12 protein-coding genes are annotated in these 15,257 nt (G+C 70.4%); 5 read left to right on the forward strand and 7 right to left on the reverse strand.

The genetic code is table 11. From position 1 onward, the window contains the following. Positions 1-67: 67 nt before the first annotated feature. Complete coding sequence (locus AMS65_RS11620) at positions 68-2,647, reverse strand: helix-turn-helix domain-containing protein (RefSeq protein WP_053384339.1); 2,580 nt, start codon at positions 2,645-2,647, stop codon at positions 68-70. A gap of 315 nt (positions 2,648-2,962) precedes the next feature. Between AMS65_RS11620 and hemQ the strand changes: the two genes are divergently transcribed. Beyond that, entirely contained in the window at positions 2,963-3,709 is a 747-nt protein-coding gene (hemQ, locus tag AMS65_RS11625) for a hydrogen peroxide-dependent heme synthase (protein ID WP_053384340.1), read from the forward strand. Between the two features lie 144 nt (positions 3,710-3,853). Here the strand turns inward: hemQ and ccsB are convergent, their stop codons facing one another. Beyond that, entirely contained in the window at positions 3,854-4,831 is a 978-nt protein-coding gene (ccsB, locus tag AMS65_RS11630) for a c-type cytochrome biogenesis protein CcsB (protein ID WP_053384436.1), read from the reverse strand. Positions 4,832-4,983: 152 nt separating this feature from the next. Continuing rightward, positions 4,984-5,379 (reverse strand): hypothetical protein, encoded by a 396-nt coding sequence (locus AMS65_RS11635; RefSeq protein ID WP_053384341.1) that lies wholly within the window; start codon positions 5,377-5,379, stop codon positions 4,984-4,986. Between the two features lie 293 nt (positions 5,380-5,672). Here AMS65_RS11635 and AMS65_RS11640 point away from each other — a divergent pair, with 293 nt between their 5' ends. The 4 genes from AMS65_RS11640 to AMS65_RS11655 all read left to right on the forward strand — a co-directional run bounded on the left by AMS65_RS11640 (position 5,673) and on the right by AMS65_RS11655 (position 11,757). Next, on the forward strand, positions 5,673-7,220 hold the full coding sequence (locus tag AMS65_RS11640; RefSeq protein WP_241489427.1) for an HNH endonuclease signature motif containing protein: 1,548 nt from the start codon (positions 5,673-5,675) through the stop codon (positions 7,218-7,220). A gap of 315 nt (positions 7,221-7,535) precedes the next feature. After that, the gene (locus AMS65_RS11645; RefSeq protein ID WP_053384343.1) at positions 7,536-8,738 is read left to right on the forward strand and encodes a cation:proton antiporter; all 1,203 of its coding nucleotides are present in this window, start codon (positions 7,536-7,538) and stop codon (positions 8,736-8,738) included. A gap of 125 nt (positions 8,739-8,863) precedes the next feature. Beyond that, on the forward strand, positions 8,864-9,817 hold the full coding sequence (locus AMS65_RS11650; RefSeq protein ID WP_083451656.1) for an oxygenase MpaB family protein: 954 nt from the start codon (positions 8,864-8,866) through the stop codon (positions 9,815-9,817). Positions 9,818-9,891: 74 nt separating this feature from the next. Next, positions 9,892-11,757 carry a glycerophosphoryl diester phosphodiesterase membrane domain-containing protein gene (locus AMS65_RS11655; protein WP_053384344.1) on the forward strand — a complete coding sequence of 622 codons (1,866 nt, stop codon included), beginning with the start codon at positions 9,892-9,894 and terminating at the stop codon, positions 11,755-11,757. Positions 11,758-11,797: 40 nt separating this feature from the next. Here the strand turns inward: AMS65_RS11655 and AMS65_RS11660 are convergent, their stop codons facing one another. The 4 genes from AMS65_RS11660 to AMS65_RS11675 form a co-directional block, all read right to left on the reverse strand. After that, positions 11,798-12,742 carry a ribokinase gene (locus tag AMS65_RS11660; protein WP_053384345.1) on the reverse strand — a complete coding sequence of 315 codons (945 nt, stop codon included), beginning with the start codon at positions 12,740-12,742 and terminating at the stop codon, positions 11,798-11,800. Between the two features lie 9 nt (positions 12,743-12,751). Continuing rightward, positions 12,752-13,726, reverse strand: a complete 975-nt coding sequence (locus AMS65_RS11665; protein ID WP_053384346.1) for a nucleoside hydrolase — start codon at positions 13,724-13,726, stop codon at positions 12,752-12,754. Between the two features lie 159 nt (positions 13,727-13,885). Continuing rightward, positions 13,886-14,878: an SRPBCC family protein gene (locus AMS65_RS11670; protein WP_053384347.1), complete on the reverse strand. Its 993-nt coding sequence runs from the start codon at positions 14,876-14,878 to the stop codon at positions 13,886-13,888. 12 nt (positions 14,879-14,890) lie between these two features. Continuing rightward, a complete protein-coding gene (locus tag AMS65_RS11675; RefSeq protein ID WP_053384348.1) occupies positions 14,891-15,238 on the reverse strand; it encodes an ArsR/SmtB family transcription factor in 348 nt (115 codons plus the stop codon). Between the last annotated feature and the right edge of the window lie 19 nt (positions 15,239-15,257).

Below are 15,257 nucleotides of genomic sequence, written 5' to 3' on the forward strand. Positions count from 1 at the left end.
TGAGAAACGAAAGCGCACCCGTCGTTCGACGGGTGCGCCCGGCTGCTCCGCTACGTATTCGGCGGAGTCACCTCACTCCGTGCTCGCGCCGGAACCACTGGCGGAGCTCATCGCGCCCGCTCACGTGCAGCTTGGTGAAGACGTGGCGCAGGTGGGTGTCGACGGTGCGCACGGAGAGGTGGAACTGCTCGGCGATCCATCGGCTCGAGTAGCCGAGGGCCGCGAACAGCGCGATCTCGCGTTCCCGCGCCGACAGGGCCTCTGTCAACGGCAGCGGCATCCAGATGCCGAACTCGGTCAGCGTGCGCGCGGGGGGCGTGTCCCACGCCGGCTTCCCGTCGAACAGCTCCTCGCAGTGGGCGAGCAGCACTGCCGAGATGGGAGGCTCGACACCATCGGCGAGCGTCTGGATGCGCGCCCGATAGCTCATCGCCTCGTCTGGGGCCTCGATCGCCAGGAGGTGCAGCGCTTGCAGTTCGACGGCATCGAGGCGCTCGGCCCTCGCCCAGGACGCGAGCTGCATGCTGAGGGCGGCCACACCGCGCTCGGCGTTCCACTGCCGGGCCCGCACGGTCATCAGACGGACGTAACCGGTGAGCGCCTGCGAGATGCCGAACTGCCGGGTCTCGGCCGATCGGATCGCGCGCCGGCTGGCCTCCTTCTCCCCCAGTGCGGCGAGCCCCAGCCCGAGTGTCGCGCTCGCAAGACCGCTGAGGCCGTAGCGATCGTAGTCCGACAGCCGAGCTCTGAGCCGCTCCGCCCGTTGCACGGCGAGACGCCATTTGCCGTCGGCGAGGCCGATCAGCACGGCGCAGGCCTCGACGAGGCCCGAGTAGTGGATATCCGAGAACGACGCCTCGGCGAACTCCTCGTAGGTGTGACGGGCCTCCTCGATGGAGCCGCACGCCCAGGAGCCGATGAAGCTGCAGAAGCGGAGCAGTCCCGTGCTGTCGAGTCGCTGATCGCCGATCGAGGCGAATGAGGCGGCGTGGTCCGCGAGGCGGATCGCCGATTCGAACCTCCCCTGCTGGCCCAGGATCAACGACGACACGGCGCGGGCTCGCGTGCGCTCCCACTCGATCGGCATGCTGTCGAGCTCATCGGGGTCGGGCGCCTGCTCCATCGCCTCGCGCAGGCGGCCGGTCCTCGCGAGCAGCAGCACCCGGGCGCTGCGGATCGACTCGCGCACGGCCCCTTCGGCCTCGGCGAACTCGCGGTCGAGCTCGTCGAGGATCGCCGAAGCCGCTGCGGCATCCTCCTGGTCCAGGGTGCAGTGGTCCACCAGGGCGAGCTGCAGCCGCACCCGCTCCTGCACCGGCGCGGTGGCCGACCTGCGGAGCCGCCCGATGCCCTCGCGCACGTGCCCCAGAGCCTCGTCGAGCCGCGGGCGATCCCCCATCAGCCGCGCGATCTGCACGGCCTGCAGCGACGCCTTCGCCAGCTGCGAGGTGGAGGCATCGGGGTGGGAGGCGACGGCCAGCGCGATACGCAGTCGGAGCCGCGGATCGCAGTCGTTCCGCAGGTTGTCGAGCGCCTCGGAGAGCCAGGCGATCGGGAGGTTCCGGTGCGCGTCGAGCCCCATCTCCACCATGCGGAACAGCATCCGCGGTGCACGGTAGGGGGTCTCCGCGTCCAGTTCCCGCTGCAGCGCGTTGAACATCTGGTCGCTCACCTCGACGACTCGCGCCGGGGACATCTGCTCGCGCACGGCAGCGGTCAGCATCTGGTGCCTGAGGCTGAGCGTGAACCTGCCGCTCGGGGCTGCCCCCACGGCCAGGATGCCGCGATCCTGCAGTGTCGCGACGTGCTCGGGATCCAGCATCTCGATGAATGCGTTCTCGAACATCGGCTCCACATGCGCGACCAGTTCGAGCGTGCGCAGTTCCTCGGGCGAGCACGTGTCGCGCAGGATCTCGCCGAACTCGGACGGCACCGTCTCCGCTCCCGCCAGTTCGTAGATCACACCGCGGTGCCTGCCGATCAGCCCCTGCCGGTCGAGCGCGAGCGCGAGCAGCATGATCGACAGGGAGTTGCCCTCGGTGACCCGGTACCAGCGCCTGAGCGTCTGGAGTTCGATGTGCTCGGCCCCGAGCAGGCGCTCGAGGAACCTGCGGCTCTCCTCGACCGTCAACGGCGGCACGGTGATCTTGTGCACCCTCGGGTCGCGTGCGACGTGGGCGGCCGCGCCGGTCAATCGGCGTGCAGTGCCGACGATCCGGCTGCGACGGGAGCGCACCAGCTTGTCGAGCATCAGCGTCGCCGCCGGCGAGTACTGGTCGAGGCCCTGCGCGACGAGCAGCGGTGTGCCGTGTGCGGACTCCCGCTCGATGGCCTCCATGAGACGCGTGCCGAGCGCGGCCGGTTCATCGAGCGAGAAGCCGCTGCCGTCGTCTGGCGAACGGTGCTCGGCGACGACTCCCGGGAAGCGGGATCCGAAGTGAGCCGCGACACCGGTGATCGGGTTCGAGGGCGGTATCAGCGAGATCATCGCCACCCGCTCGCCCAGCCGCTCCGACAGCGCGGTCGCGGCCTCCTGCACGAGACGGTTCTTCCCGGCGCCGGCTTCGCCGATGAGCAGCGAGACGCTGCCCGGGGCGATGAGCGTCTCGAGTACCGCCTCCAGCCGTTCGGGAGTGCTGCTGTCCATGGCCGGGACGGCCGCCGAATCCGGAGACGCCGTCGTTGCGCCGCACTCTTCCATATGTAACTTGAATAACTCCATCACTGACTCCCTCAGGGACGTCAGCCAGCTCCCCTACTGCCTGAAAGTCCATTCAGAGTAGGTCTCGAACCCCGTCGTCGGCGGCAACGATACGCGATTCGCACTTACGCAAGTCTGCGCTTCAAATCGCGACACGTCAATACGGATCACTGGATTCGCATATGCGCATGATATGCGCGAGGAGTGCCGAGATGCTCGACACGCCTTGCGCGAGCGGGTGAGACGGAGCACCATGAGAGCATGAGCACTCTCGATCCCGCCGATGCCCGACTCGAGTCCGCACAGCTCGATACCGACACGGAGACCGCAGCCGCCACGGAGGCGTTCACGCTGTTCGCGGTCTTCCGCCTCAGCTCATCGCATCCCCTGGTCATCGACGGCCCGGATGTGCCGGGATCGGTGCGGGAGCTCGAGGACGTGACCGAGTTGATCGACAACGAGGGCGTCACCCTGCGCGGCTGGTACGACGTGAGCGGCATGCGATCCGACGCCGACCTGATGGTCTGGCTGCACGGCTCCGCGGCGGAGGATCTGCAGTGGGCCCTGCGCGAGCTGCGCCGATCCAGCCTGCTGAAGCCCCTGATCCGCACCTGGAGCGCCATGGGCGTGCACCGCGACGCCGAGTTCAACCGCAGCCACGTGCCGGGCTTCATGCGGGGCGAGTCCGCCAGGCAGTGGCTGGCCGTCTACCCGTTCGTGCGGTCCACCGACTGGTACCTCATCGACCCGGCCGAGCGGAGCCGCATGCTCGCGGAGCACGGTCGGGCGGGCGCGGCCCACACCGGAGTCGTGGCCAACACCGTGGCCGCGTTCGCGCTCGGCGACTACGAGTGGCTGCTGCCCATGGAAGCCGACGAGCTCACCGAGCTGGTCGACATGATGCGGGATCTGCGCGCGGTCGACGCCCGCCGTTACGTCAGCGCCGAGACCCCGTTCTACACCGGTCGTCTCATCGAACCGGCCGAGATCGTCGAGGTGCTGCAGTAGCCGCCGGGCTGCGGCGGCCGGACTGAGCGGCGGCGGGGCCGCGGGAGCCGCTGGGCTGCAGTGGCGGCTGCGAGGCGGCAGGAGCCGCTGCCGCTGCGAGCGCGGCGTTCCACGTGGAACGAAGACCGCCGCCCGCGGCGGCGATCACAGCCCGGAGTACGCGTGCAGGCCCTTGAAGAAGACGTTGACGATGGTGAAGTTGAAGATGACCGCGGCGTACGCGATGACGTTGAGCCAGGCCGAACGGGTACCGCGCCAGCCGCGCGTCGCGCGCGCGTGGATGAAGCCGGCGTAGAGCACCCAGATCACGAAGGTCCAGACCTCCTTGGTGTCCCAGCCCCAGTAGCGGCTCCACGCGCGCTCCGCCCAGATCGATCCCGCGATCAGGGTGAACGTCCAGAACACGAAGCCGATGATAGCCAGTCGGTAGGCGAGATCCTCCAGTCGCACCGCGCGCGGGAAGCTCGCCAGGAAGTCCATCCCGCCCGGCTCGCCCGCCGCGATCCTCACCTCGCGCCTCGTCTGCATCAGCTGCAGCACCGAGAGGCCGAACGACAGCGTGAGGAATCCGACCGCGAGCACCGCGACGAGGATGTGGATGACCAGCCAGTACGAGTCGAGCGCGGGCTGCAGCGGCACGATCTCGACGTAGAAGTTGATCTTGGTGAGGCCCAGGAACAGCACCGAGAGACCGGTGATCAGCGCACCCAGGAAACGCAGGTCGACGAAGAACTGCACGAGCAGGAAGATCAGCACGATCGCGCAGGTGGCGGTGAGCGCGAACTCGTACATGTTGGCCCAGGGCACGCGCTCGGCGCCGATGCCGCGCAGTACGGTGGCCGCGAGGTGCATCGCGAAGGCCAGCACGGTGAGCGAGAATCCGATGCGCAGGGCTCGGGATCGCGGCTGCTTCGCACCCGCACGATCCGACGTCCCCGTCGCCGCGCGCAGCAGCGTCGCGGTGCCGCCCGATGCGTCGCCGCCGGTGGCAGCCGCCGCGCTCGCGGCATCCGCCCCGGCGCGGACGCCGCCTTCCGACCGCTGCTTCGCGACGGACGCGTCACCGCTGCGGTTCGCGAGATCCACCACGTAGAAGACGAACGCGATCGCGTACACGATCATCGCCGAGTAGAGGGCGATCGTCGAGAAATATTCCAGCTCGCTCACAGTTGCTCAGAGTATCCCTGCAGCCTGAGAAGTCTCCCGGCCGCGCGTGCGTCCGGTATGCGTCCGGCGCGGCGCGTGTGCCGGCGTTCGCCCGCGCGCGGCGCCGGCTACTCCCGCTCGGAGACCTCGACCGTGAAGACGAGCGGCTGGATCCCGCCCTGCTCGTTGGTCATGGTGACCAGGGTACTGCCGGGTGCGAGCGCCGTCACACCCGGATTGAACTCGGCTCCTCCGTCGCTGCGGCCCTGCACGAACTCGGCGACGGAGGGATCAGCCACCTCTCCCGAGTAGCTGTCGACCGCCAGACTGTCGGTGTCGATGTTGAGCACCTGGCCCGCGACCAGTTCGACGGTCGCGCCCTGCAGGTCGTTGACGCGCATCGTCACCGGCGCGACGATGTCCCCGCCGATGGGCTCATCGGCGGCCTGACCCCCGCACCCCGCAAGAGCCAGCACCAGTGCGACGACGGCCGCTCCCGCGGCGGTTCGAGCTGCGATCCCCATGCGCCCAGTCTGGCAGCGAAGGTGCCGAATCCCAAGCGTCTCCTTCCGCGCCCCCTCTCCCTTCTCCTCGCCCTGCTCGCCCGGTCTTGCTCTGCCGCTCAGGCCCTGCTGCGTCCTCGGATCTCTGTCCTCCCCCAAACGGCGTCCCTCCGGCCCCTCCCCTTCCCTCCCCTTCCGCCCGTCGCCGCTTCGCTGGCTCGCTTCTCCGGTCGCGCGACCCGCAACGCCTCGCCCACAAGCACTCGAAATCAGCAGAACTCGTGGAGTTATCCCTAGGTTTTTTCCCTGCTCACATGGGAAAATTGAGCATGTCCTTCTTCTCCGATATCACCGCCGGGGTCGCGGCCATCCGCGCCCTCACCGGCGAGGTATCGGATGCCGCGCTGCTGCCAGAAGCGGCGGCTCGCCTGGATGACGCCGGCGCCATGCAACTGCTCGAACTGGCATCCGCCGTAGGGCAGATGGCCGAGCGGCTGCGGGTCGCCGCCGCAGGAGTCGTCGCCGTCCGCTCGTCTCGCGCGGCGGGGCACGCCGGGCTCGCGCAGTCGCAGGGGCATCGGAACGCCGTCTCCTTGGTGCAGCGAGTCTCCGGTATGAGCCGGGGCGAGGCCGCGAAACAGGTGCGGGTCGGAGAATCGCTCTACGACACCGCGGCTGCAGACGCACGCACCTCGAGTGCACGCGGCGGCGAGGGACCGATGCCTGCCGCGGGAAACGCAGCGGGCGCGGGAGATCCGGGCGCGGCTCCGACCGCGGCAGGCCCCTGTCATGCACCTCTCGGGTTCGCCCTGCTCGATGGAACGATCACCGCCGCACAGCACGACGCGATCCTGCACGGCCTCGGGCAACCGCCGCAGCGCGACTGTCCGAGAGAGACCTCGGAGTTCGCGGCGGCCTGGTCCGTGGCGGCCGAACAACTGATCGAGGAGACGCCCCGGCGCACGGTCGAGGAGCTGGGGAAGGCCGCGCGATTCCTCCGCGACCAGCTCGACCCCGAGGGAGCCGAAGAACGCCACCTGGCGCGATACGAAGCGCGGTCGCTCCGCATGTGGACCGACGCAGACGGCCGTCTCCGCGCGAGCGTCGCCTTCGACGATCTCTCGGGCGCGTGGGTGCGGTCGGCGTTCGACGCCGCGCTGCGGCCTCGCCGCGGCGGCCCCCGATTCGTGGATCCCGCCGCGCAGGCGAAAGCGGCCGCGCTCACCGCGGATCCGCGCTCGAACGAGCAGCTCGCCTTCGACCTCCTGGTCGATCTGCTGCGAGCGGGCAGTCTCGCCGAAGCCGAGACGGTCTACGGGACCAGACAGGCCGGAGTGCGCCTGGTGCAGGTGGTGCAGCACGCCGACAACGACGGGACGCCCGCGCCCGCAGGGCCCGCATACACCGAGGATGGAGTGCAGGCGCTCCCGGCCTGGGTGGCGCAGCAGCAGGCCTGCACCGTCGGCACCGTGTCGGCATCGGTGGATCGCGGCGGCAACCCGCTCGATCTGGGCCGCACCGTCCGGCTGTTCACCCCGGCGCAGCGCATGGCGCTCGCGATCAGAGACGGCGGGTGCCGATGGAGAGCATGCGATCGCCCCGCGTCGTACTGCGAAGCCCATCACATCGATTCGTGGGCGGGCCAGGGCGGTCGCACCGACATCGACAGAGGAATTCTGCTGTGCGCGTTCCACCACATGCAGCTCCACAACGGCGGGTGGCGCATCACCCGCGTCGGGGTCGGCGACTTCGTCCTCCACGATCCCGGCGGTGGCAGCATCGCCCTGCCACCGCGCATCGAGCTCAAATATGCCTGGGCCGGCATAGACCCTCCGCCACGAAGATTCACGCTCGCCGCTTGAGGTGAGCATTGCGTCCGGTTGAGAGGAGCAGTGCGTCCGGCTGCGGACGTGGTGCGTCCGGTCAGCTCGGCAAAGCGCGTCACCACCCCCGAGGTCGCAGAACCTCACCGCAGCCTCTCACCCCCTGGCCCGTGCCTTCACCCGCTCATCGCTCCCAGGCGTCTCTCCCCCGCCACAGCTGCGCATCACCGCATCGTCTTCCTCCATGCCCGGGCAGAGGGCCCTCGTGCATATCTCCGCACCGGCGCAACACGGCACGGCTAGCATGGTGCAACGCGGATCCTGCGCCGTTCCCGTCCCGAGAGGAACCCGACCGTGACCGAAGCCGAGCTCACCGTTCTGCTGGTACCCCTCGTGGCCGTCGTGGCCCCGCTGCTCGCGGCGCTCGTGCGCCGAGCACTCGTGATCCCGCTCGTCGTCTTCGAGATCGCGCTCGGCATGCTCATCGGCCCCGCGGGGCTCGGCTGGGTGCAGGACGGCGCGGTGCTCGACGCACTGTCGCAGTTCGGCCTGGCGGCCCTGTTCTTCATGGCGGGCAACGAGATCGATCCGGGCTCGCTGCGCGGAGCGCCGGGCCGGCGAGCACTCGGGTGGTGGGGGATCTCGGCGGTGCTCGCGCTCGCGGCGGGCCTGCTGCTGGGCGACGACCCCGCAGCGTCGATCATCATCGCGGTCGCCCTCACGGGCACCGCACTCGGCACGATCATGCCGATGCTGCGCGACGCGGGCCTCACCCGCACGCCGCTCGGCCGCACCATCGGCAGAGCCGGGGCGATCGGCGAGTTCGCGCCCCTCGTGGCGATCTCGGTCTTCCTCAGCGGCAAGCAGCCGCTCGCCGGCACGATCGTACTGCTGCTGTTCATCGCCATCGCGGCCGCGGCGTTCTGGCTCGCGAATCACGGCCCGCACCACTGGCTGCGGCGCATGGTCACGCTGACGCTGCACACGAGCGGCCAGTTCGCGGTGCGATTCGTACTGCTGCTGCTCGCGGCGCTCGTCTCGCTCGCGGTGGCGCTGGGCGTCGACTTCCTGCTCGGGGCCTTCACCGCCGGCATGCTCGCCCGCGTGGTGCTGCGGGGCGGGGACCCCGAGGAGATGCGAATCATCGAGGCCAAGCTCGACTCGGTGTCCTTCGGACTGCTCGTGCCGATCTTCTTCGTCGCGACCGGCGTCGGCTTCCCCCTGGCGGCGCTGATCGAGAACCCGGCGTCACTCGCGCTGGTGCCGGTGTTCACCGGAGTGATGCTGCTGGTGCGGGGGATCCCCGGCTGGTGCTCGGCGGGCCCCGGATCATCGCTCGGCGACCGCCGCACGGTCGCACTGTTCACCGCCACCACGCTGCCGCTCGTCATCGCCGTGACGGGGATCGGCACCGATGCGGGTGTGCTCGACGAGACGACCGCCGCCGCGATGATCGGGGCGGCGATGCTCACGGTGCTGCTGTTCCCCATGCTCGCACTGGTGGGGCGGCGGACTCAGCCGGCTCGGGACGAGCCGCTGGCCGAGGCCCACGAGTAGTCGATGTTGCGGGTGGAGACCCGACGCCGGATAACCCAACTTGCCGAACCGCAACCAGTATTGGACATCATCCATATTTCCTGGCAGGATCAGGAGCAACAGGGCGGCGGGGAACGGGGAAACGCATGAGCACCACCGAGATCGAAGACGGCACCGCGGCTCCGGATGTCGCCGCCGTACCTCGCCCGACCGGCTGCCCCGTGGCGCGCAGCGGATCCGGAGCGCCGTCTGTCGCGAGCGCCACCGACCCGGCACGCGCCGACGACGGCTACTTCGGCCCAGACAGCGTGAGCTGGCGGCTGTTCGCCGACCCGAGTTCCAAGCTCGGCGGCGTCGCCGCGATCCTGCTGCAGTCGCTCAACCCGATGATGATGCGGGTCTTCGACGGTACCAGCGGCTACGCCACGGACATCGAGGGTCGCGGCGAGCGCACCGGCCGCTACATCGACACCACGATCTACGGCGACCGGGCTCACGCCGACGCCGCGGGCACCGCCGTGCAGCGCCTGCATGCGGCCAGCATCTGGACCGACCCGCGTACGGGCGAGGAACTGCGCGCCGACACCGAGGAGTGGCTCGCCTGGACGCACAACAGCATCGTCTACGGGGTGCTGCGCGCTGCGGATGCATTCGGTCCGCTGCTCACGGTGGCCGAGCAGGACCGCTTTGTCGTCGAGCAGCACGAGGCCGCCCGCATCGTCGGCATCACCGACCGCGCACTGCTGCCGGCCACCCGCGCCGAGCTCGACCGCTACGTCGACGACAACAAGGACTGGATGGCGCTCACCCTGCCGGCGGCCGAGATCTCCCGCAATCTGCGCAAGCCCGCGCTCCTCGGCAATCCGCTCAAGGTGTGGGCGGGTGTCACCATCCAGGACGGGATCATCTCGCTGCTGCCGGACTGGGCGCTGCTGCTGTTCGGGATCGACGGCCGCCCCATGAATCTGCGCGCGGCGGCCCGCGTCACCCGCCGTTTCGTGGAGCAGGCGCGCTCAGGGCGCAGTTCGGAGGACCTGATCGCCGAGGTCGCCGAGCGCGTGCAGACCCACCCCTACCGCCGGGTCCGGCGCGCACGCTGAGCGCGACATCGCGGCCTTCCGACGCCGAGGAGCCGCGACGTCGCAGTACCGGAGGCCGACCGTACACTGTGACCATGCCGACTGACACCGCAGCCGCGTCGAAGCCCGGCGTCTGGAGCGAGTACCGATTGCTGCTGGCGCGCGGCTGGGGCCTCGTCCGGGCCGGCGGGGCGCGGCTCGCCGCGCTGATCCTCATCACGCACCTCGTGGTCCTCGGCGTCGCGCTGCCCGTGCTCGGGTGGCTGTTCCGCGAGGCGCTGCGGGCGAACGGCATGTCCGGGCTCGATCTCGGGCAGTTGCGGGCGGGCGGGGGCATCCCGCTGACGATCGCGCTGATCCTCGTGATCGTCGCGCTGGCGTTCTGGCTGATCTCACTGCAGTTCGCGGCGTTCGTCACGCTGCTGCACCGGCCCGGGATCTCCGGGCGCGAGCTGCTCGGCGAGTTCGGCCGGGTCACCCGCAAGCTGCTGCGCCCCTCGTCGTTCCCCCTGGTGCTCTACCTCTTCCTGCTGCTGCCGCTCACGGGCTTCGGCTTCACCTCGGCGTTCACCCGCGGCATCGCGATCCCGTCCTTCATCTCGGGCGAGCTGCTCAAGAGCGCATCGAGCGGAGTCGCCCTGGTCGCGCTCCTTCTGCTGCTCGCCCTGCTCAACATCCGTCTCGCGCTCACGGTGCCGGTCTTCGTGCTCACCTCCGGCGGCAGGTCCGCGCGGGCGAGCTGGCGACTCACACGAGGCCTGCGCGCCGCCGTGCCGCTTGTGCTCGCGATCGCCACGGCGATGGTGCTCGGGGCGATCGCCGCGGTCGCCGTGATCGCCGCCGCCATCATTCCGACCGCGCTCACCGATCTGCTCGCTCCCGACGCCTCGCCGTTCGTGGCCGCGTACTCGCTGGGCGCCGCGCAGGTCGTCGGCCTGCTGCTGAGCGGGTCGGTCACGGCGTTCATCGCGGCGGTGCTCATCGTGCGCGTACGGCGCGGCGAGGATCGGCTGCCCGCCGGGGTCGAGCTGCTTCCGGGCGAGGGATCCGCGCTCGACGCCGCCGCCGCGCGGCATCCTCGGCCGCGCGGCTCACGTCGCCCCGCGGCGATCGTCACGGCGGCAGCGGTGGTCGTGGCGCTCGGCTTCGGAACCGCGGGCATCGGCACGCTGCAGCGCCTCTCCGACGCACCCGAGACCCTGGTGCTCGCGCACCGCGGCTTCTCTGACGGCGGTGTCGAGAACACGCTGAGCGGGCTCGAGGCGGCGGCGAGCGCGGGGGCCGACCTCGTCGAGATGGACGTGATGCAGACGGCGGACGGGGGTTTCGTCGCGATGCACGATGCGACGCTCGAGCGCTTGGCCGGTCGCCCCGACGCGGTGAAGAACCTGACGGTCGCCGAACTCACCGCGGTCACCGTGCGAGACCTCAAGGGGCACGAGGATCGCATCCCCGCCTTCGCCGACTACGTGAGCCGCGCGGGCGAGCTCGGCATGCCTCTGCTCATCGAGATCAAGCTGGGCGGGGCCGACACCCCCGACCACGTCGAGCGGCTCATCGCCGAGCTCGAGCGGCTCGACGCGCTCGAGAGCAACATCTACCACTCGCTCGACGCCGCCAGCGTGGCGCGCCTCAAGCAACTGCGCCCCGACCTCACCGTCGGCTACACGATGGCGTTCGCGGGAGCCGGGGTGCCCGATACCCCCGCGGACTTCATCGTGGTCGAGGAGTGGACCGCCACCGACCGGATGCAGGACGCCACCTGGAACGCCGGCCTCGGATTCCTGGTCTGGACCGTCAACGACGACGCCGGCATGCACGAGCACCTGCGACGCAACTCCGACGGCATCATCACCGATCGGCCCGATCGGGCGCTCGGCATCCGAGATGAGATGCAGCAGGAGACCGGGCTCTCCGGGGTGCTCATCGACGCGCTGACCCGCTTCGTCACCGTCGTGTAGCACTGAGCACCTCCGGCTCGCTCGATCAGCGGGCCGACGCCTACGCCGGGCCTGCCGCGATGAAGGCCTCGACCTCGGCGCGATCCGCGTACGAGGTCTGGGCCCCGATGCGCTGCACCGACACGGCCGACACGGCGGTCGCGAACCGCACGGCATCGACCAGCCCGGCGCCGCGCGACAGCTCGCAGGCCACCGCTCCGACGAACGCGTCACCGGCGCCGGTCGTGTCGGTCACCCGCACCCGGTGGGCGGCCACGTGCGTCGGCGTCGCGGCGCCCCCGTCGGCCACGATCGCACCCTCCGCCCCCAGGGTGATCACGACGGATCGGGCTCCCGCCGCACGCAGGCTCGTGGCGAGCCGCGCGTAGTCCTCGGTCGAGAATCCGTCGGGATCCTGCACGTCGTCGCCCAGCGCCGCGAGCGCCTCGTGCTCGTTCACGACGAGCGGATCGCAGAGCCGCAGCGTCTCGGGCGCGATCCGGGTGGCCGGTGCCGCGTTGAGCACCACTCTCGTGCCGCCCGCCGCCGCGCGGGCGGCGACGTGGAGCACCGTCCGCTCCGGGATCTCGAGGCTCAGCACGAGCACACCCGCCCCGCTCCAGGCGTCGGCGTGCCGCTCGGCGAGCTCGACGTCGAGCTCCCGGTTGGCGCCGGGCGAGACCACGATCGAGTTCTCGCCGTCGGGGGTGAGGAGGATGATGGCGGTGCCGGTGGGCCGGTCGACCTCGATCAGGCTGCTCGTATCGACCCCCGCGTCGGAGAGGCGACCCCGGAGGAAGGCGCCGTTGGAGTCGTCCCCGACGCAGGCGAGGAAGCCCGTGTCGGCGCCGCACCGCGCAGCGGCCGCGGCCTGGTTCGCCCCCTTGCCCCCGGGCAGCAGCCGCAGATCCCCGCCCAGCAGGGTCTCGCCGCCTGCGGGTCGCCGGGGCACCTCCACCACGAGGTCGGCGTTCGCGCTGCCGACCACCACCACCTCACGGCTCACGGCGCCCCCTCACCGCGCCGATCGCTCGCGCGTCCCGTGCGCGGCGATGAGGTCGACCGCCTCGTCCGCGATACGCGCGTCGACGTCGAGCAGCACGGTGCAGTGCGCGCCCTCCTGCGGAGGAAACCCCCGGTAGACGCCGCGCAGGTCCGCGACGGTCTGGCCGCGACCGGGGCCGTCCGTCGTATCCACCTCCACGTTCACCACGGGTGCCAGTCGCACGTCGAGCGCGCCGACCGCGGCGGCAACCGCGAGGGTGTCGTGCATGCAGCACTGCCACTCCCCGAACACCTCATCGCGGTAGAACTCGCCGTAGCTCTGCATGATGCGTGCGAGGTAGCGGCCGGCCTCGCCGCCGCCGGCCAGGCGATCTCGGTGCTCTGGGGTGAGGATCACGTCCATGGTGACGTCGAGCCCGGCCATGACGATGGGCCACGGCGCTCGGAACACGGCGGCGGCCGACTCGGGATCCTTGTGGATGTTCGCCTCGGCCACGGGCGTGACGTTGCCCGGGCGGCGCGCGGAACCGCCCATGACGGCGACCCCGGCGACGAGGCTCGGCAGCTCGGGATCGAGCACGAGCGCGGTCGCGATGTTGGTGAGCGGCCCGACCGGCACGAGCCACACCTCACCCGGATGGGACCGCACCAGGTCGACGATCTGCTGCGCCGCGGTCGTGCGGGCCGCCGCTCGCACGGGAACGTCATCGCCCGCGCCGCCCTGCCCGTCCGCCCCGTGCACGTGGGTGGCGAACTCGACGTCGCCCCCGAGCAGCGGACCGGCGGCGCCCTGCGCCACCGGCACATCGCCCCGGTCCACGAGGTCGAGCACCCGTAGCGTGTTGCGCGTCGCCAGCGCCACGTCGACGTTGCCCCACACCGCGCCCACACCGAGCAGCTCGATCCCGGGATGCAACGCGGCGTACATGATCGCCATCGCGTCGTCCACGCCCGTGTCGCAGTCGAGGATCATCTTCGTCGCCATGATCCCCATTCTGCTGCACCGGACGCCCCGGGAGTGAGCGCAAAGGGTTCGGGATCCGCGATCCGCGAACCATCTGCGCTCACCCGTCGTCGCGGAGTGCGCAGATGGTTCGCGCATGGAAGCGCTCCTCGGCGGAGGGGCGCCGCGAGCGGCGAACGCCTACGCCGCGAGCACCTCGGCCTCGAGCCGCGCGTAGCCCGTCTCCATGCCGTCGACCATGCCGGTCGCGAGCACCATCTCGCGAATCTCGGCATCGGGATAGGTGATCAGGTAGGCCAGCAGCGTGCCGCCCTCGACGGGGGTGAGCGTCATCTCGTTGAGCGTCTCGGCGCTCCCCGCCCCGTCCGGATCCTGCGGCGAGACCATGCGCTCGGTCGTCACGAGGCGGTGCGGAGGCGCGGCCTCGACGACGACCCCGGCGAAGCCGAAGCGGTCTCCGGTCTCGTCGTTCTGCCACTCGGTGCGCAGCGACTGCCCGGGCTCGGCGCCGAACTCGCACACGGGCATGCTCCACCCGTCGGGCCCCAGCTGCCAGCGGCGCAGCAGCTCGGGATCCGTGTGGGCGCGCCACACCTGATCGACGGTGCCGCGGATCACCCGCGACACCCTGGCCCGCGTCTCCCCGATCAGCTGCAGCTCGGTTCCGCGCCCGGCGGCGAACGACTCGAGATCCTCGAGCACCGCGTCGATCTGGCCCATGGCGGCGCTCATGCCCTCCATCATGCCCATCGCCTGCAGCTGCTCGAGTTCCTCGAGCGTGTTGAAGTGGGTCGTGGTAGTGAGTCGCGAACCGAGCGCGGTCTCGGTGAATTCGAAGACCATGCGCATGTCGGGCAGTTCGGTGTTGGGCGTCCCGTCGTCGTGCGCGAAGCCGTCGGCCACCTCGAAGCTGCGCCCCTCGTCGACGGCCACCCACTTCCAGTACCCGCAGCTGCGGTCGCCCTCGGGTCCGGTCATGTAGTAGTTGCTGAGGCCGCCGGGGAAGACGTCGTGGCGCAGGAAGGTGGCGGGGTACTCCGGCGGCCCCCAGAAGCGCTCGATCTGGCGGGGGTCGGTGTAAGCGTCCCAGAGCCGGCGCACGGGAACGGTGAAGTCGGCGGTCACCCGCAGCGTGAGCGCTTCGGGGTCGGTGGTGATGTCGGTGACGGGCATGATGCGTCCTTTTCAGTAGTCGTCTTCGCTGGCGAACATGGCGTCGAGTCGATCGACGCGGCCGCGCCAGATCTGCTCGAAGTAGCCCAGCAGCTGCTGGGCGCGTCGGATGGTGTCTGGGTTGCCTCGGATGATCCGCTCCCTTCCGCGCGGGATCCGCGCTACCAGATCGGCGGCCTCGAGCACGGCGACGTGCTTCTGCACGGCCGCGAACGACATGTCGTAGTCGGCCGCGAGCTCGGAGATCGAGGCCTCCGCGGTGAGCGTGCGACGCACGATGTCGCGTCGCGTCGCATCGGCCAGGGCGCGGAAGATCCGATTCACCTGCTCGTCTGAGAGTTCGAGTTTTTGTGAAACCATTTGGTTGTACGTTACGCGG

The organism is Leucobacter celer subsp. astrifaciens (assembly GCF_001273835.1).
Taxonomy (GTDB): Bacteria; Actinomycetota; Actinomycetes; order Actinomycetales; family Microbacteriaceae; genus Leucobacter; species Leucobacter celer.

What these genes read in the sequence shown, in the direction of transcription:
- AMS65_RS11620 (WP_053384339.1), bottom strand. Translation starts at nt 2,647, where the DNA reads ATGGACAGCAGCACTCCCGAACGGCTGGAGGCGGTACTCGAGACGCTC.
- hemQ (WP_053384340.1), top strand. Translation starts at nt 2,963, where the DNA reads ATGAGCACTCTCGATCCCGCCGATGCCCGACTCGAGTCCGCACAGCTC.
- ccsB (WP_053384436.1), bottom strand. Translation starts at nt 4,831, where the DNA reads ATGATCGTGTACGCGATCGCGTTCGTCTTCTACGTGGTGGATCTCGCG.
- AMS65_RS11635 (WP_053384341.1), bottom strand. Translation starts at nt 5,379, where the DNA reads ATGGGGATCGCAGCTCGAACCGCCGCGGGAGCGGCCGTCGTCGCACTG.
- AMS65_RS11640 (WP_241489427.1), top strand. Translation starts at nt 5,673, where the DNA reads ATGGGAAAATTGAGCATGTCCTTCTTCTCCGATATCACCGCCGGGGTC.
- AMS65_RS11650 (WP_083451656.1), top strand. Translation starts at nt 8,864, where the DNA reads ATGAGCACCACCGAGATCGAAGACGGCACCGCGGCTCCGGATGTCGCC.
- AMS65_RS11655 (WP_053384344.1), top strand. Translation starts at nt 9,892, where the DNA reads ATGCCGACTGACACCGCAGCCGCGTCGAAGCCCGGCGTCTGGAGCGAG.
- AMS65_RS11665 (WP_053384346.1), bottom strand. Translation starts at nt 13,726, where the DNA reads ATGGCGACGAAGATGATCCTCGACTGCGACACGGGCGTGGACGACGCG.
- AMS65_RS11670 (WP_053384347.1), bottom strand. Translation starts at nt 14,878, where the DNA reads ATGCCCGTCACCGACATCACCACCGACCCCGAAGCGCTCACGCTGCGG.
- AMS65_RS11675 (WP_053384348.1), bottom strand. Translation starts at nt 15,238, where the DNA reads ATGGTTTCACAAAAACTCGAACTCTCAGACGAGCAGGTGAATCGGATC.